The organism is Coriobacterium glomerans PW2 (assembly GCF_000195315.1).
Taxonomy (GTDB): domain Bacteria; phylum Actinomycetota; class Coriobacteriia; order Coriobacteriales; family Coriobacteriaceae; genus Coriobacterium; species Coriobacterium glomerans.
The window spans coordinates 1,553,489-1,580,240 of the sequence record NC_015389.1 but is presented as its reverse complement, the minus strand read 5'-3'; the positions used below and the strand labels follow the sequence as shown (position 1 = coordinate 1,580,240).

The window sequence follows — 26,752 nt, the reverse complement described above, 5'->3', positions numbered from 1 at the left end:
TGATCTCCACCTTTCTTCATGAGAGGTGACGTAACAGAAAGAGGCGATGTCTCATGAAAAGCGATGCGATCGCTGTCCCTGTTCCTTCGGCCGATTCAGCCTTCGACTCCGCTGAGCAGCTCGGTGCGAAGTCAGCTTCGACGGATAACAAGATGGATATCATCTACAGCGATAGACGCTTTTTTGGTCACCCTCGCGGCCTCGCGGTGCTTGGCACCGGCAACCTGTTCAATTCCATCGCTTGGGCGGCGTTCTACGCGATCTTCATCTACTATCTGTACAGCCCGTTCTCGCGTGGTTTGGGCTTCACGGCCGGGCAGGCAGCTTCGATCGTCGCCGCACTGGGGGTTGTCAACAGCGTGTTCGGTATTGTCGGCAGCTGGCTGGCAGACCGGGTCCTCGGCATGCGTACCGCGCTGGTATTGGGCAATATCACCAAGGCAATTGGTTTTGCTTTGATCGCCATCCCGTCATTCTCGGTCGATCAGGGCAGGGTATGCATGTTCCTCGGCCTGATCTTTCTCGCGGTGCCACTCATGGGGCAGTCGAACAACTCGCTGACCGCACAGCTCTATCGCAAATCGGACGACGCGCGTCGCGACGCTGCGTTCACATTTCATAATATCTTTAACAGTATCGGCGGCCTTCTCGCTCCTGTCGTCGTTGGTAACATCTCGATGTTGGACTACCATATCGGCTTCGTGATCGCTGCAGCGGCGGCCTTGGGCTACGCCCTGATCATTCTTCTGTTCAGTCACTCCTGCTTCGGCGAGTTGGGCCGCGCTCCGGTAAAGCCGCTGGACCCCGGGCAGCTCAAACGAATCGGTTTGATCACGAGCGCGGTGGTGGTGCTCGTCGTCGTCGTGATGGCAGCTCTGATCAGCATCGGGGTTATGACATTCGATCGTCTGCTCAGCTTGATTACCACGATGGCGTTTCTGATCCCGATAGCGTTCTTCGTCCGCCTGTTCACCAACCGTGACATTCCCAAAACGGAGCGTCGGGTGTTCAAGCCGATGAGCCAGCTACTCGCCGTGCAGGTGTTCCAAGCACTCATCTTGGCGGTAACGGGGTCGACAAATCTCATTTACATGGATCAATACTTAAACCGTTCGTTTTTGGGGATTACGTTTGCTCCGGCTACCTTTGTCTCGATCAGCGCCGTGTTCGCTTTGGTTGTGAGCCCGGTGGCGACCTATCTGTGGACTGCCACAGCCTTTGGAAGCAGCATCCGCAGTTTGAGCAAGATGGCGCTCAGCTACGCTTTCGGTGCGGTTTCCTTGTTCGTGATCCCTCTGACCGTCACATTGGCAACTGGAAAAGTTAATCCGATCTGGTTTATTCTAACCATGATCTTCGACCAGTTCACCCAGTCAGTCGGCGGTGCCACTGGTATATCGATCATCGCAAAGATGGCCCCGAAGTCCTACGATACGCAGATTCAAACGGCGTTCGCTCAGTGCACGACGATCGGCAACGGTCTCGGCTTGCTCATCTTCATGTTTGCAACCACCGCGCAGCAGCAGCTGGCGGTCTATCCATGGCTTGGCGCGGGGACGATCCTCATCGCCATCTACCTGCGCGTCACGCAGAAAAGGTTCGAGGCGGCAGTGGCTTGATCGGACGATGCGATCGAGTGAGGGGAAGCTGGAGGGGATCTCCGATTACCTGCATTTTACTGGCCATACGAGAGGATGATCGCTTGCGAGACACCGGTTTATGAACGTCAGCACGCGGTTCACCCTCTTGTCCCACTCTTTTTTTACGGCATGATCAAATCGAGAGCGATGGTCTGGCATTAGCATCATACGAGCATTCCGCAGTTGGCTTTCTCCGAGTTGGCCCGTGATCACTGCCCTCCCAGAAACGCGCCGGTCTGCCGGCTCCACAGCCGTGCGTACTCGCCGCCGGCTCGCACGAGATCGCTATGGGTGCCGTCCTCCACGATGACGCCGTCGCTCAGCACCACGATGCGGTCGAGCGCCGCGACGGTTGACAGGCGATGGGCGATCACCAACGAGGTCCTGCCCCGCATGAGGTTCTCGAGCGCGCTTTGGATGAGCCGCTCGCTCTCGGAATCCAGTGCGCTGGTGGCCTCGTCGAGCACGAGGATCGGCGCATCCATGAGGATGGCACGGGCGATCGCGATGCGCTGGCGCTGACCGCCCGAGAGCTTGACGCCACGCTCTCCGACCTGCGTGTCCATGCCCTCGGGCAGACGACGGATGAATTCGGTGGCGTTGGCTTCCCGCGCAGCGCCCTCGATCTCCTCGGGGCTCGCCTCGGGACGTCCGTAGGAGATGTTCTCACGGATCGTCCGGTGGAACAGCAGCGGCTCCTGCGGCACGTAGGCGATGCTTCGCCGCAGGCTCACCTGGTTCACAGCGGCGATGTCCTGCCCGTCGATCCGGATGGACCCGCTCGTGAGGTCAGCGAGACGCAGCAGCAGACTCGTGAGAGTCGTCTTGCCCGAGCCGGAGCGCCCCACGAGCCCGACGCGCTGCCCGGAGGGGATGTCGAGGGTGAAGCCGCGAAAGACAGGATCGTCGGCTCCGGCATCCGGGTAGCTGAAGCTCACATCGCAGAAGTCGATCTCGCCGCGATCGATGACGAGATCGGCGGCGTCGGGAACATCGTCGACGAGCCTGGGTTCATCGAGGGCGATCGTGAGATCGTGAGCATCACCGAAAGCATGGTTGATGCGCTGGAATATCCGCGAGAGCATGTTGAAGTGGTTGGTGATCGTGTTCGTATAGGTGAACATCATGACGAGCGTGCCCGCCGAGATGCCGAACCACGCTGCGCCGCCGGCGATGAACACGGCAACGAGCGTCATCATCACCACGATCAGCGCGCTCGACACCGAGCCGGTCAGCAGGGAGCGGACCATGCGACGGCTGTCGGTGTCGCACACCGCCCGGTTCGCCTGCTCGAACAGGCTCTGCTCAAAATCCTCGCGACCGGCGGTCTTCACGGCCAAGATGTTGGTGATCGAGTCGGACAGCTCACCGGACAGCCGGTTCTTGGCGGCGCTCGCCGCGGTGTTGACCGGCAGGATCCGGCGGTAGAGTCGGAAGATGATGATCACGTAGATGACGAGCACGACCGATAGCAGCGCGACGTAAACGGGGACGAGCGGCACGAGCAGCACGATCGTGAACACGACGGCTGCCACAGAGGGCAGCGCCCCATAGGCGAAAACGTCCATGAGCTGCGAGTAGGCGGCGATGTACAACTGCGTCGAGCTGACGAGCGAGCCGCCGAAGCGATTCGTGTGAAAGGTCATCGACTGGTTGCACAGCGCGTCGAACGCGGTGCGACCCAGCTCGTAGCTCGCGCGGATCTCAACGCGTGCGCAGGTGTAGTCCTGCAGCTTGCTACAGGCCTGGCCAATGACGTTGACGAGAAACAGCGTCACGATGTAGGGTCCGAAGACGGGAATGACGTCGTCGGCTCCGATGCCGCCGGCACTGACGGTGTCGACGATCCGGCCGACGATGAGCGGGTTGGCGAACATGAGCAGAAACACATAGCCGAGTGTCACGATGACGCTGGCGAGAAACATCGGCAGCTGTATGCGCGTCACCCTCCAGTAGTAGTGCAGCGTGCGCACCGCGACGGTGCGCTTACGCCTCTTTCCGGCCTCTTCGCGTCGTTCCCGCTTCCTGTCCATGGACTCTCCTCGCGCCTCGCGTTCGAACTATCCTACCCGCTCCATCATACGCGACGCCCCCGTCGGATGCAGCCTGTGTGATATCCGTGGCAATCCGCATGCATCTCTGCCATTTGCCGACGAGGCCTTGACCACGCGTCATGCTGAGTGCATACTGCCTTTTGATTCACGCACGAATCCGCTGCCAGAGACAGCCGGTGCCCGCATCGCGCAAATAGGCGATCGCGAGCTCAAAGGGGAGACCCGCCAGCCGAGGTGGTCGAGCAGACATGTCTTCTCGCCCCCGTCGCTCATGCAGCGTCGGGGGCTTTTTCGAGACGCCCCGCCGTCTTGGGCGGTTCGTGCTCGGATGCGATGAAGGAGGTGTGTTATATGCCAGCACAGTACAAGATCGACAAGGTCGCCGAGATCGAGTCCCACATCAAGGAGAACGCCGGTCTGTTCGTGGTCAACTACCATGGCCTCACGGTCATGCAGGCTCAGGAGCTGCGGCGCAATCTGCGCGAGGTCGGTTCCGAGATGAAGGTCTACAAGAACAATCTCGCGCGTCTCGCGCTCAAAAATCAGGAGCAGCCCGAGATAGGCGACATGCTCGTCGGCCCCGTGGCCTACGTGTTCTACGAGCAGGAGCCTGTCGAGACCGCAAAGGCGCTCAAGGACTTCGCCGCGAAGACCAAAGACGTGCTCGAGGTCAAAGGCGGTATCTCGGAGGGAAAGGCCATTACGGCCGAGGATGCGCGCGCAATCGCGGATCTTCCCACGAAAGATCAGCTTCTGGGTCAGATCGCAGGTCTCATCTCCGGCTTTGCCCGCGGTACCGCGGTGTGCGTCAACGGTGTGGCCTCCGGCCTCGCCCGCGCGATCAGCCAGGTGTCAGAGCAGAAGGAGGCGGCCTAGGCGCCGCGTTCGCTTACCGGCACGTCCTGTACGGAGGTGCCGACCGAGTGGCGTGCGTCCGCGCGTCACGTGTTAAAACCACCCCGCGATCGATGCGGGCAATGAAAGGAAGAGGATCATGGCAAAGCTTTCCACCGATGAGATCATCGATGCCCTGAAGGAAATGACCCTGCTCGAGGCGAGCGAGCTCGTCCACGCGATCGAGGAGACCTTCGACGTCTCCGCTGCGGCTCCCGCAGCGATCGCTGCGGGCCCCGCCGCCGCCGCTGCGCCCGCCGAGGAGGAGAAGACCGAGTTCGATGTCGTGCTCGAGGGCTTCGGCGATAACAAGATCCAGGTCATCAAGGTCGTGCGCTCCCTCACGAGCTTGGGTCTCAAGGAGGCCAAGGAGGTCGTCGAGAGCGCGCCCAAGGCCGTTCTCGAGGGCGTGAAGAAGGAGGAGGCCGAGGAGGCCAAGGCGAAGATCGAGGAAGCAGGCGGCGCTGTCACCATCAAATAACGGCAGCTGATCAGCACTCGTTTTCGCTATCTGGGCGGGCCTTGGAAACCGGGCCCGCCCTTCGCATCTGCGGACGGGCCGCGCCCTCGCCGCATCCGTCGACATCTTGACAGGTTCTGCAGAGGAACCCTCCCCTGCATCTCAGGGTCATCCATCTCAGTGCCAGCTTCCCTTGTAGTTTACTTGAGATTTCCCGCCGCCTTCCGGCTGGGCGTTAAGATGCTTGAAGGCAGATCAGCAAGAGGTTCACCGCGATTCGCATACAGGCGATCCGCGTCTCGTGAGACGCGCCGAAAGGAACGATCATGAAGGCCATCATTCCCGCCGCCGGTCTCGGCACGCGCTTTCTCCCCTCGACGAAGTGCACACCGAAAGAGATGCTGCCCGTGCTTGACAAGCCGGTCATCCAATATGTCGTTGAGGAGGCGCTTGAACCCGATGGCGTCGACAACGTCATCATCGTGACCTCGCCGGACAAGCCTCAGCTGCTCACTTATTTTCAGCCCAATCGCTCGCTTGAGGTCCTGCTGCGCGAACGTGACAAGGCATCATATGCGGATATCGTCGCGCAGGCGGGTTCGCTTCCGGTGGACTTCCGATACCAGTACGAGCCGCGCGGGCTCGGGCATGCGATCCGTTCAGCTGCCGACGCTGTCGCAGGCGAGAGCTTCTTCGTGCTGCTCGGCGATTATGTGGTCCCAGCTCGCGATATCTGCACGAAGATGCTCGAGGTCTCGCGTACGCACAGCGGAGCGTCGGTCATCGCTGTCGCGCCCTGCGCCCCTGAAGACGTCTCGCGTTACGGCGTCATCGCCGGCGAGCGGATCTGCTCGCTCAAAGGTTTCGAAGACGCGCAGGATACCGAGCCGGGTGCGGTATGGCGACTCTCGGGTCTCGTCGAGAAGCCCTCTGCGGCGGATGCCCCCTCCAACCTCTTCATCGTCGGCCGCTATCTGCTCTCACCGCTCGTGATGGAACTTCTGGCCGATCAGGTGCCCGGCAAGGGCGGCGAGATTCAGCTCACCGATGCGATGGCTCGCTCCCTTGAACGCGAGGCGATGTACGCTGTCGTGATCGATCCGCTCTCCGGCTACGATACCGGCACCCCTTCGGGCTGGATCGCCACAAATGCCCTCATGGCCGCCGAGGATCCGCGATTCAACGCCGGGTTCTGGGAGGCTGTCGCAGAACGCGGCGGTCTCAACGTCAAACAGTGACGGGCGATGCCAGCGCGCGCCTCTCGGCGGTAGTCCGCGCTTCTGACATCAGGTAGGCGCGCAGCAGGAAGGCAACCGTTAACACCGCGTAGTCGGATAGGTTTCGCGGATTGTAGCCCGTTTTCTCCTTCAGTCGGTTGAGCTTGTTCTGAAATGTGTTCTTGTGCATGAACAGCTCCTCGGAGCATCTCATGATGCTTCCGTTGTTGCGCGTGTAGGCGTCGAGGATCTGAGCGTATCGTTCGATCTGGTCGGTTTCGAGCGGGCCGAGCACGCGCTCGACGAAGCGCTCGGCGTCGTCGGTGGGGATCGCCGAGACGATCGATCCGAAATCCAGGTGCTCATAGCGCTCTATCCGAGCGCTGCGCTCGAACGCAAGCCATGAGGCGCAGCGTCGCGCCTCGGCATAGCTTCTCCAATACGTGCGCCAATTCGGTTCGATGCACCCGATTCCCAGCGGAATCGGGCAGCCGGCGCTCTCGCTGATGTCATCTTGGACGAGGTGCAGACCAGCTCCCAGAAGATTGAGATCGCGGTCGCTGGCAAACATGCACAGGCGTTGTCCGTTCAATGAGAAGAATATGCTTTTATATGGAGCGAGACGTGCCTGCAGTCTCGTGCACAGATCGTTGTAATTGAACGACGAGGCGCTCGTGGCTCTGATGATGCCGACGATGGCGCGCCGGGGCTCATCGAGGTCGATATCGACAAGGGAGGACAGGTAGCTCGCCATGGAGCTGTCACCGTGCTCGGAGATCAGCGTGCTCACCAGGCTGTCAGTCGAGACGCGCTGATTGAAGCTCGTCATATAGTTCCAGTTCTCACGGATCAGGATCTCGGTCATCTTCTTGATGACGTTTCCGAACGGTTCGACCTCCTCGCGCGATCCGGTGATGCCGATCACGGCGACCACTGAGTTGTTGAACACCACGGGAACGTTGATGCCGCGCTTTGCCCCCTTGAACTGATCGGCGTGGTCGATGATGATGGTCTCCTTGCGGCGCGCCGCGAGTCTGGCACCATCGTGACCGCCTCCGATTCGTGAGGTGTCGGTGCTCGCGATGATGGTACCGGAGGTGTTGAAAAGATTGATCTCGTGGTTGATGATGTCTTTCAGGCTCTCGACTATGCTCTCCGCGATCTCCGGATCGAGTTCCATGGTGCGCTCCGAATCCTAGATGATCACACCGCGCGTGCTGAGCAGGCGCGGTGCGATCGTTCATGATATTCGATACCCTTCAGGGTTCATAGAGAGCCAAGCAGTGTCTGACATCGCGTGCTCGGCGATCGGTGGATCTGATCGGTGGGCCGGTGGCTGTCAGGAGTTCTTGAGATTCTTCTCAAAGCGATAGTGCGTCTCCGTGAAACCCTGGTTCAAATAGAATTCGTGACTTGCCGTATGACTGAGGCGGCTTGTCACCGCGATGCACTCGCAGCCGGCAGCGCAGGCGCGCTGCTGCGCCCAAGCGAGCAGCTGATCGCGAACGTCGGCGTTGCAATGGCTCTTGTCGACAACGAGTTCCTTGATCTCGCCGATGCGCGTACCCAGATGGAGCTGCCAGGTGCACAGCATGCCGACGAACCCGATGACCTCGCCATCTTGTTCGTAAACGCCGAGTTTGTGGCGCTCCTGGCTCAGCTGATCGACATAGGTTCTGGCGAACATCGACTGCTGAAGATTGAAATCGCTGGATGCGCTGACAAGGTTGAACACAGCTGCGAGGTCGGATGATTGTGCATCTCTGATCATGAGTTCTCCTTCGTGCTTGTGGGCTGGGTCTTGCCTCTCGTTCGAGATTGCGATTGCTGCGGCGTCGGCGCGCTACGTGATCGGCGCGGGATTGAATATGCACAGGTCGTTATGCAGGCCGTAACGCTCGGAATAGGGCTGGTCGCGACCGCTTGCAACCTCGATGATCTTCCTGAACACCATGGTACCCATCTCCGCTATGGTTTTCTCGCCCGTAGCGACCGGGCCCGCGTTGATATCGATGATGTCGAACCACTGCTCCTTCATCTCATTGCGCGAGCAGAGCTTCAGAACAGGTGCGGCAGCCAAACCGTAGGGTGTGCCGCGTCCGGTCATGAACACTTGCACTCCGATGCCGCTTGCAAGCTGGCAGGGACCGCACACGATATCGCTCGCTGGGGTCGCGGCATAGATGAGTCCGTGTTCTCGCGGGCGCTCGGCGGGGGAGAGGACCTCTACGATCGGTGAGGTGCCGCTCTTGGCGATGGATCCCATTGCCTTCTCAACTATGTTAGACAGCCCGCCTTTCTTGTTTCCGGGAGTCGGATTCGCGCTGCGATCTACGCCGCCCAATTCAAGGTAGGTATCGTACCAGCGCATCTCCTCGGCGAGCCGATCCGCGACGCTTTTGCTCACGCAACGTCTCGCGAGCAGGTAGACACCATCGCGAACCTCAGTGACCTCGGAGAACAACACGGTGCCGCCCGCGGCTACGAGCATATCGGCAGCATAGCCCGCGCTCGGGTTCGCCGATACACCGGAGAATGCATCGGATCCGCCGCATTGCAGGCCCACGAGCAATTTAGATATCGGCAGGGATTCGCGTCGACGCCTCTCGAGTCTCTCCAGCTTTTGGCGGGCCATCGAGAGTATCGCTTCGATCATGGCCTCGAAACCGCGATGCTCCTGAAGGATGATCACGTTGTCCGCGCAGTTGAGTTCGGGCTGGTCGGCGAGGAGCATCTCCACGGTCAGCTTCTCGCAACCGAGGCCCACGATCATCGTCTGCCCGCCGAAGTTGGGATGCCGAAGCAGATTGCGCAGCGCGCGTATGGGAACCTTGGCCTCCGGAGCGTTGATCGCGACACCGCAACCATAGGCATGATTTATCGGTACCACGTCGTCGACGTGGGGATAGCTCGGCAGAAGCTCTCGTCGAATGCGATCGACGGCAACGTTGACGACGCCGGTGACGCACTGGACCGTCGTATGGATCGCGAGAATGTTGCGCGTGCCGGCGAAGCCGTCATCGGCGGCCGGATAGCCCTCCCATGTGGATGCGACGGGCTCGGGCAGATCGGTTGCGATGTCGCAGCCCCACTCCATCTCGTCGAGCGCGGGTGGAACGGGCAGCACGAGGGAGTCCTCGTTGATCCAGCTGCCGGCAGGCGTGTCGCGCTTCACGTAGCCGAGTGTGACGCCATAGCGGATGACGGCTCCGTTCTCGGCGATCGGCTCAAGTGTGATCTTATGAGCCTGCGGTATATCATGCCTGGCGATGACACCCGGCGCGAGCTGAGTCCCCTTTGGAATGTCGTTGAGGGCGATGGCAACGTTATCTCTCTTGTTGACCTTGACGTATTTTGATTCATCCATGGTTCAAGCGCTCCTTTCGGTCCGGTGTCTGCATGCCCGGCACGCGAACAATGCGAGCGAGCAGAGTCTCTCATTGCCTTGCGCACATCATAGGCCCACGCTCAACTGTCATACATGGTTCGCGTACCAATCTATCCAGCCGCTTTTGGTTGTTCATTGTGCTATGGAACCTTACCACCATGCTTGCGAGCGCTCATTGTGTTAAGCAAGGCGAACGGGAGGAATCTTCGTTTTCTGACGGCATTCGGGCTGCCGGATCAGCTGCGTGAGGGCGTCTATGCCTTCGCGCTTCGGCGTTTGATTGGAGATGCGAATGAACACTTGTCTTGCTGTACTTGGCTTCGCGACGATGATCATCGTCACGATCGTACTGCTCAAAAAATGGGTCAGTACGCTTTTGGCGTTCACGACTATTCCTTTGATCGCGGGCATCATCGCGCTCGTGATCAGCGGCGGAAATCCGTTGTCCATTGAGGGCGTCTCGAGTATCGGAGCTTGGATAAAGACCGGAATCGGTATGACATCCGACATCACGTTGATGATGTTGTTTTCTCTCCCATACTTCATGCTTATGGCTGATACGGGCTTATTTGATGACATTGTCAAGGCCATAATGAAACGCGTGCCGATCTCTGCGCCGGTTGTCTGCGTTCTAACGGTCGTCGTAGCGTGCATCATCGAGCTCGATGGTTCGATCACGTCTGTGTTTCTTATAACCGTCCCTTTGATGCTGCCTCTGTATGAGCGCTTCAAGGTCGATAAGCGCGTGCTTCCATTTGCCATTGCGATTGCTATATTATTCATGTGCAATACGCCGTGGAATCCCAAGATTCTTCGTGCTGCGACACTCATTCCGGATGTCGCCAATGCCTCGACGGCGATTTTTCTGAAGCTCGTTCCCATTCAGATATTCATGTTCGTGCTGCTTGTGGGCATCACCGCCTTCATCGGTATTCGCGCACGGAAGCATCAACTCGAAGAAATCGCGATCTCGCACGAGGATCTGCTGGATCAGTTCCAAGATACGGAGCTCACGCGCCATAACCTGTTCTGGGTCAATCTGCTTCTTACGGCTCTGATGATCTTCTGTCTCATCGCCTTCCAAAGCGTGCCGCAGTACTACGTCTTCGCGCTCGGCCTCGTGATCGCCCTCGCGATCAATTTTCGTGATCTCGGACAGCAAAGCAAACTGCTCAAGAAATATGCCGCCGAGCTTTTCCCTGTTGCGCCCGCGGTGCTGCTCTCCGGTGTCGTCGTAGGAGTCATGCAGGAGAGCGGCATGCTCGATGCGATGGTCAATGCAATGATGGGCGTGGTCCCGCCCGCGTTGGGTCCATGGCTCTACATCATCGTCGCGTTGTTCTCCACCCCCCTCATGCTTCTGTTCACGAATGACACGTGGTTCTACGCGCTCATGCCCCTCGTGTCAGCCTTTTCCATCCAATATGGTGTACCGGCTGAGACCGTGATCGTCACACTATTCATGAACTTCGGATCCATGATCTCGGTCATAGCGCAGCCGCAGCTCTACATCGCCACAGATCTGACCGGCATCACGATAGACCAGCACATCAGGTTCACGTTCTTCAAGCTCTGGGCGATCAATATCGCGGTGGTGATCTTCGGAGTGGTCACCGGCATCTTCATGCCCTAAGCCGAGATCGGTCAAGCGCGGGGCATGTGAAGAGTATCCCGATTGAAATACCTTGCACGTGCGGAGCGGTCATCGGATCATACGTGCCAAAGCGGTTCGCGGAGAAAGGAAGAGTTATATGGTACAGGTGATCAAGAGGATGGAAGTCATTCCCGTCGCAGGCTATGACAGCATGTTGCTTAATCTGGCGGGCGCGCATGAACCGTTCTTCACGCGCAATATCGTGGTCATGACCGATAGCGACGGTGTCATCGGCGTCGGCGAGGTCCCCGGGGGAGAGGTGATCACGCGCCGTCTCGAGAGTTGCATACCGCTGGTCGAGGGAAGACCGTGGAGCCAGTGCAACGATATCGTGATGACGTGCGCCAAGATGCTTTCCGCCCAGGTCACTGCTGCCCCCGCAGGCGGTACCGAGACAGCTCACGCGCAGATCTTTAAAAAGGTCACCAACGTCCTCACCGGAGTCGAGACCCCGCTGCTCGATATCATGGCCAAGCACCTCGAGGTTCCGGTGGCCGCTCTGCTCGGCGACGGCCAGCAGCGCGATTCGGTGCGCTTTTTGGGCTACCTGTTCTATGTGGGTGATCGCACGAAAACAGGCATGCCCTACATCCACGACGATGACGATTCGGACGAGTGGGGTCGCATCCGCCGCGAGCCGGCGCTCACAGCGGAGGCCATCGTGCATCAGGCAAAGGCCGCTCAGGAGCGTTTTGGATTCCACGACTTCAAGCTCAAAGGCGGCGTGTTCTCCGGTGCCGAGGAGATGGAGGCAATACGGGCTCTCAAGAGGAGCTTCCCCGATGCCCGCATCACGATCGATCCCAACGGGGCCTGGTCGCTCGCTGAGTCTCTTGAGCTGTGTCGCGATATGGTCGGCACGCTCACGTACTGCGAAGATCCCTGCGGTGCCGAGGGCCGCTTCTCCGGTCGAGAGACGATGGCGGAGTTCCATCGGCTCTCCGGTCTTGCGACCGCGACGAACATGATCGACACGGATTGGCGCGAGATGAAGGCCGCCATTCGTCTCGATTCCGTCACGATACCCCTTGCCGACCCGCACTTCTGGACGATGCGCGGCTGTGTGCGCGTCGCCCAGCTCTGCCATGACATGGACCTCACCTGGGGCGTGCACTCGAACAATCATTTCGACATCTCGCTTCACATGGTCGCTCAGGCCGCCGCAGCGGCTCCGGGCTTCTACAACGCCTGCGACACGCACTACATGTGGCAGGATGGACAGCATCTGGGACAGGAGCCGCCGGTCTTTCGTGACGGCTGCCTGAGCGTACCGCGCGATGCGCCCGGTCTGGGTGTGGAGATCGATCGCGCGAAGCTGGAGGCGGCGCACCGACTCTATGTCGAGCATGATTGCGGCACGCGCGATGATGCAGCGGGCATGCAGTCCATCATCCCGGGATGGGAGTACGATCCGCATCGGCCCGCACTCGTTCGATAGCTTTTTTGCAGCACAAGCCGGTTCCTTTGAAACCGGTGCCCGAAGATGTGTTTTGGAAGCCGGCCTCAAAGGCCCTACAGGAAGGAATGGACATGTCAGTTCCCACGATCGAGAAGATGGAAGTCTACCCCGTTGCCGGTTACGACAGCATGCTGCTCAACCTCTCCGGAGCGCACGGGCCATACTTCACGCGCAACATCGTCATCATGACCGATTCCGAGGGCATCGAGGGCATCTCGGAGGTTCCAGGATCCAAGAAGATCACCGAGGTGCTCAACGAATGCAGCGATCTCGTCGTTGGAAAAGCCGTGGGCGAGTACAAAAACATCGTCCGCTCGATTCATGAGCGCTACGCGAAGCTCGATGCCGGCGGCCGCGGTGGTCAGACGTTCGATTTGCGTACGACCGTACACGTGCAGACGGCGGTGGAGACCGCGCTGCTCGACATCCTGGGCAAGCATCTCGAGGTGCCCGTGGCGGCCCTGCTCGGCGACGGTCAGCAGCGCGACTCGGTGCGCTTTTTGGGCTATCTGTTCTACGTCGGCGATCGCACCAAGACCGATCTGCCCTATATCCACGGCGACGACGATTCCGACGCGTGGGGTCGCATCCGCCGCGAGCCCGCGCTCACGCCCGAGGCCATCGTCGAGCAGGCTCGGGCCGTCCGGGAGCGCTACGGCTTCCACGACTTCAAGCTCAAGGGCGGCGTGTTCGCCGGTGCGGAGGAGATGGAGGCGATCCGCGGGATCAAGCACGCCTTCCCCGATGCGCGCATCGATCTCGATCCGAACGGCGCCTGGTCGCTCGCCGAGGCGGTCGAGATCTGTCGTGACATGGTCGGCATCCTCACGTACTGCGAGGACCCCTGCGGTGCCGAGGGCCGCTTCTCCGGCCGCGAGACGATGGCGGAGTTTCACCGTCTCACGGGGCTGCCGACGGCGACGAACATGATCGCCACGGACTGGCGCGAGATGAAGGCGGCGATCCGGCTCGATTCGGTTTCGATTCCGCTGGCGGACCCTCACTTCTGGACGATGCAGGGTTGCGTGCGCGTCGCACAGCTCTGTCACGACATGGATCTCACGTGGGGCGTGCACTCGAACAACCACTTCGACATCTCGCTGATGATGGTCGCGCATGCCGCGGCGGCGGCACCGGGCTTCTACAACGCCTGCGACACCCACTACATCTGGCAGGACGGCCAGCATCTGGGAGAGACGGCACCGGTCTTTCAGGATGGCCGCCTGAGTGTTCCGCGCGATGTACCCGGTCTGGGCATCGAGATAGATCGTGCGAAGCTCGATGCGGCGCATCGGCTCTACGTCGAGCATGACTGCGGCACCCGCGACGATGCCGCCGCCATGCAGTATCTGATCCCCGGTTGGGAATTCGACCCGAAGCGTCCGGCGCTCGTGCGCTGAGCTGAATTGCGACTGGTATCGTTGCTCTGAGCAAGCTGCGCTCGAGGTGCAACGAGATCATGTCGTGACATCGCAAGCGATTGAAGGAGAGGATATGTCCAACAAGATCGATAAAGCTGCATTCAAGGGAATCTTCGTTCCCATTCTGACCCCGGTAGACGACAGCGGAGCCATCGATGAGCGACGGCTGCGCGCCCAGACCGACTATGTGATCGAGCACGGGGTCGACGGCATCCTCGCTTTCGGCTCGAACTCGGAATTCTATATGTTTGAAGACGATGAGATGATCGAGGCGACGCGTTGGATCATAGATCAGGCCGCGGGCCGCGTGCCTGTCATGTTCGGCATCGGGCACATCAGAACGAGCCGGGCCTCAGCCTTGGCTCGTCGAGCGTCCGATCTCGATATCGACGCGATCTCTGTGCTTCAGCCCATGTTCATCGTGCCGACGGCAGAAGCTCTCTATCATCATTTCAGCGCGATCGCCCATGCGGTTCCCGACACGGCGATGTTTATCTACAACAATCCGGGGCGTGCAGGCTACGCTGTGCCGATTCCCGTTATCACCCGTCTTGCACATGAGATCGACTCGATCGTCGGCATCAAGGACTCCAGCGGCAACATCACAGATCTGCAAGAGCTCATTCGCCAAAACCGTGACATCGGCTTTCGGGTGTTCGCCGGCAAGGACACGATCGTCTATCTCAGCCTCAGCGCCGGAGCCGCGGGTTCGGTCTGTTCGACCGCGAACATGTATCCCGAACTCGTCTGCGGCATCTACGATAAGTTCGTCGCGGGCGACCTTTCCGGCGCTCTCGAGGATCAGTTCACGCTCAACCCCATCCGTCTGTCGCAGGATGCGGCGAGTTTTCCGGCGGCGACCAAGGATATGGCTCGGCTCATGGGCATGGATGTGGGTTCTGTGATCCCGCCGACTGAGGCCACGACCGGTCCGGCGCTCGAGCATATGAAAAGGACGATGCGTGAGGCGGGATATCTCAAGTGAGAAGATGTTGCATGAGGACAAGGATCGACGAATGAGCTCGAGTCCCGAACAGACAACGGAGAAGGAGGCGCGGATCGACATGCGCGACTGTTCTGTGCTGCTGGCCGTTGACTCCTTCAAGGGGTCCGCGTCGAGCAGCAGGGTGGAGAGCCTCATAGAGCAGGGTATCCGGCGGATCGTCCCTTCCGCGCGGATTCTCAAATTCCCCATCGCGGATGGTGGAGAGGGCACCGTGGAGGCAATCGTATCGGCGCGAGGGGGCAAGCTCAGGCGCGTCTGCGCTCGCGGGCCGCTCGGCGAGACCGTCGAGGCGCGCTATGGCATCGTCGAGGAGTCCACCGCGATCGTAGAGATGGCCGAGACGAGTGGCATCACGCTCATAGAGCAGACTCCGAGAAACGCCCTGAGCGCGTCGTCGTGGGGGGTCGGACAAATCATCATCGACGCGATCGAGGCAGGTTGCAAGCGCATCCTGATCGGTTTAGGCGGCAGCGCCACCAGTGACGGCGGAATGGGTATGGCAAAGGCGCTTGGAATCGAGTTTCTCGATTCAGCTCGCAGACCGGTGCCGTGCGGGCTCGAGGGGATGCGAACGCTTGCATCGATCGATGTCGGCGGTCTGGATCCGCGCATCGCCGAGACCGAGTTCACGATACTGACCGATGTCGACAATCCCCTCACCGGGCAGAACGGCGCGCTTAGGGTCTATGGCCCGCAGAAGGGCATCGAACCGTCTGAGATAGAGACACTCGACGGCTGGATGAGCTCGTTCGCGGCGCTTCTCGAGACCACGGTCGGCAAGCGCGTGCAGGATCGTCCCGGTGCCGGTGCGGCGGGAGGCTTGGGTGCCGCCCTGATGGCCTTTTGCGATGCCCGCGTCGAGCGCGGTATCGATTACGTGCTCGACGCCATCGAGCTCGAGGATGCCATGGCGGATGTGGATCTCGTGATCACCGGTGAGGGCCGCATCGATGCGCAATCGGCAAACGGCAAGGCACCGGTCGGCGTCGCCGCACGTGCGAAGCGCAGGGGAAAGCCCGTGATCGCCATCGCGGGGGGTCGCGGTGACGATATCGAAACCGTCTATGCCGCCGGGATCGATCTCGTGCTCCCGACGGTGCCGCGCACCATGGGTCTTGACGAGGCGATCGCACGCGTTGATATCGACGTGCCCGCCGCCGGCGAGACCGCCATGCGCGCGTTTCTTCTCTCGTTGCCTCAGGTGGGGACCTCTATCCCGCCTCGGGTTCGATAGTACACATCTTCGGAAAGGAAACATCATGAATGTAGGTTTCATCGGTCTTGGAATCATGGGCAAGCCCATGGCGAAAAACATCCAGAAGGCCGGCCATACGGTCATCGCCTACGATCACCACCGGGAAAGCATCGAGGAGATCGTCGCCGCCGGCGGTGTCGCGGCGGAAAGCGGCCGCGAGGTGGGTGAGCGCGCCGAGGTGGTCATCACCATGCTTCAGAATTCGCCGAACGTGGAGAGCGCCCTGTTCGACGAGGGCGGAGCGGCCGAAGGTCTCACAAAGGGCAAATGCGTCATTGACATGAGTTCGATCGCTCCGCTGGCGAGCCGTGATTTCGCAAAGCGGCTATCGGCGATCGGCGTCGATTTTCTTGATGCGCCGGTTTCCGGCGGGGAACCCAAGGCGATCGATGGTACGATCGCGGTGATGGTCGGTGGCGACGAGAACGTGTACGCGCGTTACGAGCAGCTGCTCAAGACCATGGCCTCCTCGGTCACGCTCGTGGGCGGCGTCGGCGCCGGCAATATCACCAAGCTCGCCAATCAGATGATCGTCGCCGTCAACATCGCAGCTCTCGGCGAGGCGTACTCGCTCGCGAAAAAGGCCGGCGTGGATCCCGAGCGAGTTTACGAGGCCATTCGAGGCGGTCTGGCCGGCTCGACGGTCATGGACCAGAAGTCCGAGAAGATCTTCAAGGGCGATTTCACGCCGGGCTTCCGTATCGAGCTGCACATCAAGGATCTGCAAAACGCGCTCGACACCTCTCACGGCGTGAATGTCGCCTCCCCGTTCACCTCGCTTGCCATGGAGATCATGCAATCGCTCAAGGCCGGCGGACACGAGCGCGACGATCATTCGGGTATCGCCGAATGGTACGAGATGGTGAACGACTTGAAGCTTCAGTGACAGAGAGCTCAGAGGTCGGCGGGCGCCTCGTCGGTGCCCGCCCTTTTCGCGAACTGGGAGGTTGCTATGCCTTTTAGGTGCACAAAGCCGATCCCAAATGTTGTTCAAACGATCACGAGCGAGCCGTGGAAGATCGCCATCGATCCGTTTCAGGTCGCCCCGCGTACCTACTATGTGGCCGGTCAGCGTTGGGTCGGCTGCTATCTGATCGACACGGGCTCTGGGCTCGTGCTGATCGATACTGGGGTCCAGGAGAGCGCTCATCTGCTGGTCGACTCGATCTACAGACTCGGTTTCGATCCTCATGACATTCGAGTGATCCTCGTGTCCCACGCTCACGTCGATCATTGCGGCGGTGCCGCCCTCATGCGCGAGCTCACGGGTGCCAAACTTTATATGTCGCGCGAGGATCTCGAGTTCATGAGGACCGCACCCGAGGAGACCCTTGCGCTCGATCCCAGATTCCATGCATGGGATTTCGAGCCCGATGCGCTGTTTCACGATGAGGATCCCGTCGAGCTCGGAGCAGTCAGCATCCGCACGACGCTCACGCCCGGTCACACGATCGGTTGCACCTCGTTTCGCTGGGATGTGGAGAACCCTGTCGACGGAGCGCGCTACACCGTCGGCATGCACGGCGGCGTCGGCGCCAACACGATGAACGATGCCTACTACTCCACGAGCAAGGTGCTCACGGCAAAGCTCCGGGAGCGCTTCATCGCCGATCTCGATCGCGTCGGTTCCTGGCATGTTGATATCGCGCTGCCGAGCCATCCCAATCAGATCGAGATCCTTGACCGAGCCGGCAGCTACACCGATGAGAAGCAGCCCTACTTGGACGCATCGATCTGGCGCGACTTCCTCGCTGAGCGCGTACGACAGGTAAACGAGTACGATGAAGCGGCCATAGCGGCGATGCTGAAATAGCAGATCGGCTTTTTGAATCTGTCATCACGTTATTGCATTGAACGCGATCGCGGCGCGGCGGGCAAAACGATTTGCAGTTCTTCGCGGCCCGACATTCGGCCGTGGATCGTGTCGATCCGAAAAGGAGACGGTTCTCGTGGAGCGATTCGATGCCGTGGTTATCGGTGCAGGTGTTATCGGATGTGCGATCGCGCGTGAACTCTCGCGTTTTCGACTGGACGCATGCGTGATCGAAAAGGAGCCAGATGTCGCATTCGGAAACTCCAGCCGAAACACCGGCATGCTGCATGCCGGGTTCACCTACGCCCCCGGATCGCTCAAGGCGATCTGCGCGGTTGAGGGCAATCGGGAGTTCGATCACGTTGCTTCAGAGCTCGATGTCGCATTTCGTCGCAGTGGCAAAGTCGTTGTCGGATTCACCGATCGAGACCGAGCGAACATCCTCAAGTTTATGGATATCGGGATGAAAAACGGTGTAGAGGGCCTAAAGATGGTCGACAAGCAGCAGCTCCATGATATCGAGCCTCAAGCGAGGGGTGAATTCGCACTGTACAGTCCCATGTCGGGAATCCTTGATCCTATTCAATACACGATCGCGCTTGCAGAAAACGCCCATGCGAACGGCGTACGGTTTCTCTTTCGCACAAAGGTCACAGGTCTCAACTGGTGCGCGCAAACAGATGAGGGCTTCTACCGAGTGATCACGAACAGAGGGGTCATTCAGAGTCGATGGATCATAAACTGCGCCGGGATGTACAGTACCGACATTTCGGAGATGCTTGGGATAACGGGGCATGTCACCAAGGGATTTAAAGGCGAGTACTATGTTTTGGACAAGCGAGCCGCCGAGGGCCTGCGCACGCCGGTCTACCCGGCACCGAACGAGAAGGGCGGCTTTTCCACTCATGCCACCATCACAGTGGATGGCAACGTGCTCGTGGGCCCGGACTCCTATATCACCGAGGGACGTGAGGACTATGCAACCTCGAGCGCGCACCTCGCGGGTCTTGTGCGCGACGGCAAAAAGATGTTCGATAACGTTAAACAGGAGTTCTTCATTCGAACATTCGCCGGCATCCGCTGGAAACGCGTCGATCCGATTACAGGCAAAGTGCTGGACTTCGTCGTTGAACGTCGAGATGAAGCACCTCAGGCTGTCAATCTGGTGGGCATCGAGTCTCCAGGAGTGACGAGCGCCCTACCGCTTGCAAGGCGCGCGATAGATAAGATGCGTGAAGTAGAGGACCTCGAGGAGGATCCGGCTTTTTCTCCTGAAAGAGCAGGGATCAAACGTTTTTGCGATGCCACTTTGGCACAGCAGCGGCTTCTGGTTGAGCAAGATCGCGCATATGGCGAGATCATCTGCCGATGCGAGATGGTCACCCGAGCTGAGATACTCGCCGCTATTCATAATCCACTTGGGGCGCACACGCTGGCAAGTGTCAAAAACCGAACTCGTGCGACGATGGGCCGCTGCCAAGCAGGATACTGCGAGAGCAGGATCACGGCGCTCATTCGATCGGAACTCGACGCGGATGCCCGTGATGTTTGCTACCAACATGAGGGTTCGCATATGTTCACGGGAGATGTGCGAGGGGGCGTGCGATGAGCGACCGGATTGCCAGACGAGGCGTGATCATCATTGGAGGCGGTCCGGCGGGGCTCGCGGCTGCTGTAAGGCTTCATGATCTCGGCGTGAACGATGTGCTGATCGTTGAGCGCGAGCATCGGCTCGGTGGGATCCTGCGACAGTGCATCCATGACGGATTTGGGCTGACGAGGTTCAAACGGAGCCTGAGCGGCCCGGAGTACGCTCAGCGTTTCATTGACGATGTCGATGATCGCGGCATCGACTATCTCACTGACGCAACGGTGATAGATGTCACCGCTGACAGGATCGTAACGCTGGTCTGCACCGCTGGTGTCATGCGCTATGGAGCAGATGCGATCGTGCTCGCAATGGGTTGCCGGGAGCGAACCCGACACGCTCTCAGCATTCCGGGTACGCGTCCTGCCGGCATCTACACCGCAGGCGTGGCGCAGACCTATGTGAACCTGCAGAATACGATGCCCGGCAGAGAAGCCGTGATTTTGGGTTCCGGCGATATTGGCATGATCATGGCTCGTCGTTTGACGCTGGAGGGCGCCCACGTGAGCACTGTTCTAGAGATTCTGCCCTATGCAAGCGGTCTACCGCGCAATGTCGAGCAGTGCCTCAATGACTACGGGATTTCGTTGAGGTTGAGCCACACCGTTGTTGAGATACTTGGAGACGCGCGTTTGGAGGCTGTGAAGATAGCCCGAGTCGACGATCGGCTCAAGCCGATCGCTGGAACCGAGGAGATCTGCCCCTGCGATACCCTGATCTTGTCAGTTGGCTTGATCCCTGAAAACGAGCTGTCACTCGGAGCAGGGGTCAGGCTGGATCCGCGTACGAGGGGGCCTCTGGTCGACGAGACCTATCAGACGAGCGTGGAAGGCGTTTTCGCAGCTGGAAATGTATTACACGTGCATGACTTGGTGGATTTCGTGTCCATGGAGGCCGAACGGCTGGCAAAAGCGGTGGTGATCTTTCTGGACGCTCGTAAAAAGGACCATTCCGATCGGGGACGGCGCGACTCCGTGGGAATCATTCCGATTATCGCGGGTTCGGAGATCTGCTATACCGTTCCGCAAGCCGTTGGCGGACATAGCGATTTCACGCTCTCCGTGCGTGCAAGACAGCCGCTGCGCGACTGCACCCTCTCTCTGCGGACGGAAAGAGGATGCGTACACCGAATCCATTTCGCGAAAATGCTGCCCGCAAAGATGGTGCAGATCGCCGTTCGCGCTGAATGGATCGAGGGAGCGCATGAGCTTCACGTGGAGCTATCGGGTGCTTTGTCCCGGCGCATGATGAAATCATTCGCGCCTGGTGAGAACCAGCTTGGGCCCGACACGGAACCGCTGCAGGCAAAGCCAGGCGATGCGTCGCCGGAGGGTGACGAGGTGCGCATGTTGAGTTGCATCATGTGTCCAACGGGCTGCGATATGAGAGTCAAGGTCCGCCTAAACAGAGTCGTTTCCGTCTCGGGCAACTCATGCAAGCGAGGTGAGCAATACGCCAGTTCAGAGGTGAGCGCGCCGGTTCGAAACATCGCCACATCGGTGAGCGTGGAGGGCGGGGAGCTGCCTGTCGTGAGCGTGCGTCTCGACAAGCCGATTCCCAAGAACAAGATCTCAGACGTGATGGCCAGGATCGCAAAGCTGAAATGCACAGCGCCGGTTGAGATCGGCGAAGTCCTTCTTGCCGACGTCTGCGGAACAGCAAGCAATGTCATCGCCACAAAGCGACTCGCTGGCTGTCAGCTGAAGAAGGGATAGGTCATGCATATCAAAAAGGGCGCGACGGTGTCCCGGCTTCTTGCCGGCGTTGCAATCCCCAAGATGTTCCATGCTCGGCAAACGTTTGATCGAACGAGAATAGCGCCTGCCGAGATCCCCACCGTGGTGCACGCGCAGTTATCGCAGGACGCATTCAGAAGCCGGATCCTGCCCGGCTCGCAGATAGCTATCACGGCGGGAAGTCGCGGCATAGCCAACGTCGATATCATCACGAAATCGATCGTCGATTTTGTGCGCGAATGCGAGGCGACGCCTTTCATCGTCGCGGCCATGGGAAGCCATGGGGGGGCGACGCCAGCCGGACAGGCGGCAGTTCTTGCAGGATACGGCATCACCGAGCAGACCATGGGCTGCGAGATCCGCTCATCCATGGAGACCGTTGAGATCGGTCGCTCCGAGTGCGGCGTCCCCGTAGCGATCGATCGCAACGCCTACGAGTCTGATGGCATTATCGTCTCGTGCCGCCTGAAGCCGCATAATGCCTTCCGTGGCAGCGTAGAGAGCGGGCCGTGCAAGATGCTCACAGTCGGTCTCGGCAAGCAGCGCGGCGCAGAGCGGGTCCACAGCCAAGGTATGGGCCTCATCGCGCGCAACATTCCCAGCATGGCAAAGGTGGTACTCGAACGCGCACCGGTTCTCTTTGCGATTCCGTGCATTGAGAACGCGTACGACGAGACCTGTCACATCGAGGCTATTCTTCCGGAAGATCTGCTCGATCGGGAACCCGAGCTTCTGCGCTACGCGTTTACGCGGATGCCCCGGCTCATCGTTGGATCTTGCGATGTGCTCATCATCGATGAGATCGGAAAGAACTACAGCGGCACGGGCACCGACCCCAATATCACCGGCACGTTCTCGACTGAGTTCGCATCCGGCGGAATCGAGGTCCAGCGGACCTGTATGTTGAGGCTGTCCGCGGCCTCCCATGGCAACGCGCTCGGGATAGGGCTAGCGAGCGCCATCACGCAAAGAATCTTCGATGACATCGATCCCGAGGCGATGTATCCGAACTGCATCACGAGCACCGTCTTGTCTTCCGCTCGGATCCCATGCGTCCTCGCCGATGATCGCGAGGCGATTCAGCTGTGCCTTCGCACATGCACGGGTATCGATCGCGCGAGGCCCCGTGTCGTCAGGATTCCGAACAGCCTGAACATCGGTGCTATCATGTTGTCCGAATCCTATTACGCCGATGTGCGCTCCGGGCGCTATCAGCATCTCGAAGCACTCGATGCCCCGTGCCCGCTTGTCTTCGATGAGTCGGGTGACATAGAGCCCATGCAGGTCTGAAAGCTTGTGTCGAGCGGCACTCGTCCTGTTGATTCACCATAAAATCATGAACATATGTTCGCTTTGGTATCTGTGACCTGCTGTTATTCTTCAGCTCTAGCGATATACTCTAAAACGCCTCTCGCGTCAAGGGAATTCTTGCTAAACGGTACAGTCTTGCTAAAATATGAGATCGCGATAACTCACTCGATCTCCCGTGGACAGATTCGAACATGGTGTCCGTGCCGACAGCGGCACGAAGCGCCGTTGCCGGCACGAGGGGTCGCGAGAGGTCACCTTGTTCCATGAAGGAGGAAACACCTGGTGCAGAACGCAACACGTACCCCAGAGATCACGGCAACCGAGCGCGAGCGACTCAACTTCGGCAAGATTCCGGTTGCGATGGAGCTTCCGAACCTCATCTCGGTGCAGAAGCAGTCGTTCGATCGATTCATGGCAGAGGGCCTCCAAGAGGCGTTCCGCGAGTCGAGCCCGATTCAGAGTTCGAACCATACACTCGAGGTCAGCTTCGGCACGCATCAGTTCAGCGATCCGGTCCACAGCGTGGAGGAGTGCCGCGAGAAGGACATGACCTATCAGGCCTCGCTTTTGACCGAGGTCCGCTTCACGAACAAGGAGACGGGCGAGATCAAAGAGCAGCTCGTGTTCATGGGCGACTTCCCCATGATGACCGAGCAGGGGACGTTCATCATCAACGGCACCGAGCGCATCGTCGTCTCGCAGCTCGTGCGCAGCCCCGGCGTGTACTACTCTTCTGAGCTTGACGGCGGTCATCGCGTCTACAAGGCGCAATCCATCCCGGCGCGTGGCGCGTGGCTCGAGTTCGAGGTTGACAAGCGCGATCAGCTCGTCGTCTCGATCGACCGCAAACGCAAGCAGAGCGCGACGATGTTTCTGCGCGCGCTCGGCATCGCCGTCACCAACGACGACATCATCGAGCTGCTGGGCGACTCCGAGATCGTGAAGCGCTCGATCGAGCGCGACGTGGCGCTCACGCGCGAGGACGCCCTCATCGAGATCTATCGGCGCCTGCGTCCCGGCGAGCCCCCGACGGTCGAGTCGTCTCGATCGCTGCTCGAGGGTCTGCTGTTCAACCCGCAGCGCTACGATCTGGCGCGCGTCGGACGCTACAAGATGAACAAGAAACTCGGTCTCACCACCGACGAAGAGGTTACGACCCTGACCGACGAGGACATCGTCGCGACGCTGCGCTACCTGCTCGCGCTGGCGGCTGGCGAGCCCGGTTTCAAGACCGACGACATCGACCATTTCGGCAATCGGCGCGTTCGCACGGTCGGTGAACTCGTCGCCAACCAGTTCCGCATAGGCATGAGTCGCATGGAGCGCGTCGTCCGCGAGCGCATGAGCTCGCAGGATATCGACGAGATCACGCCTCAGTCGCTCATCAACATCCGGCCCATCGTGGCATCCATCAAGGAGTTCTTCGGTTCCTCCCAGCTCTCCCAGTTCATGGACCAGGCCAACCCGCTGACCGGCCTCACCCACAAGCGCCGTCTCTCCGCGCTGGGCCCCGGCGGTCTCGCCGGCCACAAGTCCGGCTCGTCGCGCCGCACGAACGTGCCGACCGCGGTGCGCGACGTCCATAACTCGCACTATTCGCGCATGTGCCCCATCGAGACGCCCGAGGGCCCCAACATCGGTCTCATCGGTTCGCTGGCGCTGTACGCCCGGGTGAACGAGTACGGGTTCATCGAGGCTCCGTACCGCCGCGTCCAAGACGGCCGCGTCACCGATCAGATCGACTGGATGACGGCCGATGAGGAGGAGAACCATATCATCGCGCCGGCAAACACGCCGCTTGATCCCAAGACCGGCGAGTTCGTGGTAGCCGATGCGTCCGGCGAGCTCAAGCGACCGCACTCGGTCGTCGCCAGGACCCGCGACTTCGACGGTTCGTTCGGCGCTCCTGCCGATGTTCCGGTCGCCTCGGTCGACTACATGGACGTCTCCCCGCGCCAGATGATCTCGGTGGCCGCCACGCTCATTCCGTTTCTCGAGCACGATGATGCCAAGCGCACGCTCATGGGCGCGAACATGCAGCGCCAGGCTGTGCCCCTCGTGCATCCGAGCGCGCCTTTCGTCGGCACGGGCATGGAGCGTCGAGCCGCGCTCGATTCCGGCGAGGTCACGCTTGCTCGCGAGGCGGGCGAGGTCGTGTTCGCCGACGCATCGAAGATCACGGTGAAGACGGAGACCGGCATGGACGACTACGTCCTGCCGAAGTATCAGCGATCCAATCAATCCACCTGCATCAATCATCGTCCGCTCGTGCGCGTCGGCGACGAGGTCGCACTCGGTCAGCCGCTCGCGGACGGTCCCTCGACCGATCACGGCGAGCTGGCGCTCGGTCAGAACCTCACCGTTGCCTACATGAGCTGGGAGGGTTACAACTACGAGGACGCCATCGTCGTCTCCGAGCGCGTCGTGGCCGACGACCTGCTCACGACGATCAACATCTCCCGCCACGAGATCGATGCGCGCGACACCAAGCTCGGACCCGAGGAGATCACCCGCGAGGTGCCGAACCTGTCGGAGGACATGCTCGCCAACCTCGACGAGGACGGCATCATCCGCATCGGCGCCGAGGTCGGACCCGGCGACATTCTGGTGGGCAAGGTGACTCCCAAGGGCGAGAGCACCCAGACCGCTGAGGAGCGTCTGCTCAAGGCCATCTTCGGAGCGAAGGCGCATGACGTGCGCGACACCTCGCTCAAGATGCCTCACGGCGCCTATGGTCGCGTGATCGACGTGGTCCGCTTCAGCCGCGACGCCGGTGACGATCTGGCCCCCGGTGTGAACGAGCAGGTGCGCGTCTACGTCGCTCAGCGCCGCAAGATCCAGCAGGGCGACAAGATCGCCGGTCGCCATGGCAACAAGGGGGTCATCTCGGAGATCCTGCCGATCGAGGACATGCCCTTCATGGCTGACGGCACGCCGGTCGATGTCATTCTGAACCCGCTCGGTGTGCCCTCGCGTATGAACGTCGGCCAGCTGCTCGAGTGCCATCTCGGTTGGGCGGCCGCCTCGGGCTGGGACCCGGATGACGCGGACTCCGAGCGCTATGTGCCGGGTCCGTTCTTCGTGTCCTCTCCGGTGTTCGACGGTGCGCACGAAGACGAGATCGCCGAGGTCATTCGTCGCGCGAACAAGAATAAGATCAATTTCGCCTCGATGCGCTACGGCAAGCACATGCGTCCCGAGTTCGTGACGCAGCTCGACGCGCGCGGCAAGACCAAGCTCACCGACGGGCGCTCCGGCGAGGAGTTCCGCGAGCCCATCACCGTGGGAACGTCCTACATCCTGAAGCTCGGGCACATGGTCGACGACAAGATTCATGCGCGGTCCACCGGCCCCTACAGTCTGGTGACCCAGCAGCCGCTCGGCGGCAAGGCGCAGTTCGGCGGTCAGCGCTTCGGCGAGATGGAGGTTTGGGCGCTCTACGCCTACGGTGCCTCCAACGTTTTGCAGGAGATTCTGACGGTCAAGTCCGACGACACCGTTGGTCGCGTCAAGACCTACGAGTCGATCGTCAAGGGCGAGAACATCCCCATTCCGGGGATCCCGGAGTCCTTCAAGGTGCTCGTAAAGGAGATTCGCTCGCTTGCCTTGGATATCGAGCCGCTTCACGATGCGCAACCCGCCGCGACGGCCGATGAGGCCGAGCAGGAGGGCGAGGCTTCGATTCTGGATGATATGACCGGGTTGCCCGAACTCGACGACGCCGATATCCCCGCTGATGGGGCCGAGGCTCTCATCGGGGGACCCGTCGCAACCACCACTGATAAGGAGTAGTTGA

The 26,752-nt window shown here is 60.2% G+C and carries 19 protein-coding genes; 15 read left to right on the top strand and 4 right to left on the bottom strand.

The genetic code is table 11. The annotated features are described in order from the left end of the window. Nucleotides 1-53: 53 nt before the first annotated feature. Entirely contained in the window at nucleotides 54-1,619 is a 1,566-nt protein-coding gene (locus CORGL_RS06935; RefSeq protein WP_013709198.1) for an oligopeptide:H+ symporter, read from the top strand. 230 nt (nucleotides 1,620-1,849) lie between these two features. On the opposite strand, the gene CORGL_RS06930 is transcribed toward CORGL_RS06935, so the two are convergent. Further along, nucleotides 1,850-3,673: an ABC transporter ATP-binding protein gene (locus CORGL_RS06930; protein WP_013709197.1), complete on the bottom strand. Its 1,824-nt coding sequence runs from the start codon at nucleotides 3,671-3,673 to the stop codon at nucleotides 1,850-1,852. Between the two features lie 372 nt (nucleotides 3,674-4,045). Here CORGL_RS06930 and rplJ point away from each other — a divergent pair, with 372 nt between their 5' ends. From rplJ to CORGL_RS06915, 3 genes are all read left to right on the top strand, one after another. After that, complete coding sequence (rplJ, locus tag CORGL_RS06925; RefSeq protein ID WP_013709196.1) at nucleotides 4,046-4,570, top strand: 50S ribosomal protein L10; 525 nt, start codon at nucleotides 4,046-4,048, stop codon at nucleotides 4,568-4,570. 118 nt (nucleotides 4,571-4,688) lie between these two features. Then, the gene (rplL, locus tag CORGL_RS06920) at nucleotides 4,689-5,069 is read left to right on the top strand and encodes a 50S ribosomal protein L7/L12 (protein WP_013709195.1); all 381 of its coding nucleotides are present in this window, start codon (nucleotides 4,689-4,691) and stop codon (nucleotides 5,067-5,069) included. A gap of 305 nt (nucleotides 5,070-5,374) precedes the next feature. Continuing rightward, nucleotides 5,375-6,286: a UTP--glucose-1-phosphate uridylyltransferase gene (locus tag CORGL_RS06915; protein ID WP_013709194.1), complete on the top strand. Its 912-nt coding sequence runs from the start codon at nucleotides 5,375-5,377 to the stop codon at nucleotides 6,284-6,286. Here the strand turns inward: CORGL_RS06915 and CORGL_RS06910 are convergent. From CORGL_RS06910 to CORGL_RS06900, 3 genes are all read right to left on the bottom strand, one after another. Beyond that, nucleotides 6,276-7,445: a CdaR family transcriptional regulator gene (locus tag CORGL_RS06910; protein WP_013709193.1), complete on the bottom strand. Its 1,170-nt coding sequence runs from the start codon at nucleotides 7,443-7,445 to the stop codon at nucleotides 6,276-6,278. The genes CORGL_RS06915 and CORGL_RS06910 overlap by 11 nt on opposite strands. Nucleotides 7,446-7,604: 159 nt before the next feature. After that, entirely contained in the window at nucleotides 7,605-8,036 is a 432-nt protein-coding gene (locus CORGL_RS06905) for a GNAT family N-acetyltransferase (RefSeq protein WP_013709192.1), read from the bottom strand. 72 nt (nucleotides 8,037-8,108) lie between these two features. Next, nucleotides 8,109-9,632, bottom strand: a complete 1,524-nt coding sequence (locus CORGL_RS06900) for a UxaA family hydrolase (protein WP_013709191.1) — start codon at nucleotides 9,630-9,632, stop codon at nucleotides 8,109-8,111. 307 nt (nucleotides 9,633-9,939) lie between these two features. On the opposite strand from CORGL_RS06900, the gene CORGL_RS06895 reads away from it, so the two are divergent. The 11 genes from CORGL_RS06895 (at nucleotide 9,940) to rpoB (ending at nucleotide 26,748) form a co-directional block, all read left to right on the top strand. Beyond that, nucleotides 9,940-11,286 carry an SLC13 family permease gene (locus tag CORGL_RS06895; protein WP_342610092.1) on the top strand — a complete coding sequence of 449 codons (1,347 nt, stop codon included), beginning with the start codon at nucleotides 9,940-9,942 and terminating at the stop codon, nucleotides 11,284-11,286. A 118-nt stretch (nucleotides 11,287-11,404) separates the two neighbouring features. After that, nucleotides 11,405-12,745, top strand: a complete 1,341-nt coding sequence (locus CORGL_RS06890; protein WP_013709189.1) for an enolase C-terminal domain-like protein — start codon at nucleotides 11,405-11,407, stop codon at nucleotides 12,743-12,745. Between the two features lie 92 nt (nucleotides 12,746-12,837). Beyond that, a complete protein-coding gene (locus CORGL_RS06885; protein WP_013709188.1) occupies nucleotides 12,838-14,166 on the top strand; it encodes an enolase C-terminal domain-like protein in 1,329 nt (442 codons plus the stop codon). Between the two features lie 94 nt (nucleotides 14,167-14,260). After that, nucleotides 14,261-15,172 (top strand): dihydrodipicolinate synthase family protein, encoded by a 912-nt coding sequence (locus CORGL_RS06880; RefSeq protein ID WP_013709187.1) that lies wholly within the window; start codon nucleotides 14,261-14,263, stop codon nucleotides 15,170-15,172. Further along, nucleotides 15,150-16,427: a glycerate kinase gene (locus tag CORGL_RS06875; RefSeq protein WP_245526895.1), complete on the top strand. Its 1,278-nt coding sequence runs from the start codon at nucleotides 15,150-15,152 to the stop codon at nucleotides 16,425-16,427. Before CORGL_RS06880 ends, CORGL_RS06875 begins: the two co-directional genes overlap by 23 nt. Before the next feature lie 25 nt (nucleotides 16,428-16,452). Then, nucleotides 16,453-17,334: a 2-hydroxy-3-oxopropionate reductase gene (gene garR / locus CORGL_RS06870; RefSeq protein WP_013709185.1), complete on the top strand. Its 882-nt coding sequence runs from the start codon at nucleotides 16,453-16,455 to the stop codon at nucleotides 17,332-17,334. A gap of 66 nt (nucleotides 17,335-17,400) precedes the next feature. Further along, nucleotides 17,401-18,261: an MBL fold metallo-hydrolase gene (locus tag CORGL_RS06865; RefSeq protein ID WP_013709184.1), complete on the top strand. Its 861-nt coding sequence runs from the start codon at nucleotides 17,401-17,403 to the stop codon at nucleotides 18,259-18,261. Nucleotides 18,262-18,397: 136 nt separating this feature from the next. Then, entirely contained in the window at nucleotides 18,398-19,870 is a 1,473-nt protein-coding gene (locus tag CORGL_RS06860; RefSeq protein ID WP_013709183.1) for an NAD(P)/FAD-dependent oxidoreductase, read from the top strand. Further along, on the top strand, nucleotides 19,867-21,624 hold the full coding sequence (locus CORGL_RS06855; protein WP_013709182.1) for an FAD-dependent oxidoreductase: 1,758 nt from the start codon (nucleotides 19,867-19,869) through the stop codon (nucleotides 21,622-21,624). The genes CORGL_RS06860 and CORGL_RS06855 overlap by 4 nt, the downstream gene beginning before the upstream one ends. Before the next feature lie 3 nt (nucleotides 21,625-21,627). Further along, complete coding sequence (locus tag CORGL_RS06850; RefSeq protein ID WP_013709181.1) at nucleotides 21,628-22,935, top strand: nickel pincer cofactor-dependent isomerase, group 22; 1,308 nt, start codon at nucleotides 21,628-21,630, stop codon at nucleotides 22,933-22,935. Nucleotides 22,936-23,238: 303 nt separating this feature from the next. Next, nucleotides 23,239-26,748 carry a DNA-directed RNA polymerase subunit beta gene (gene rpoB, locus CORGL_RS06845; RefSeq protein ID WP_013709180.1) on the top strand — a complete coding sequence of 1,170 codons (3,510 nt, stop codon included), beginning with the start codon at nucleotides 23,239-23,241 and terminating at the stop codon, nucleotides 26,746-26,748. The last annotated feature ends 4 nt before the right edge of the window (nucleotides 26,749-26,752 follow it).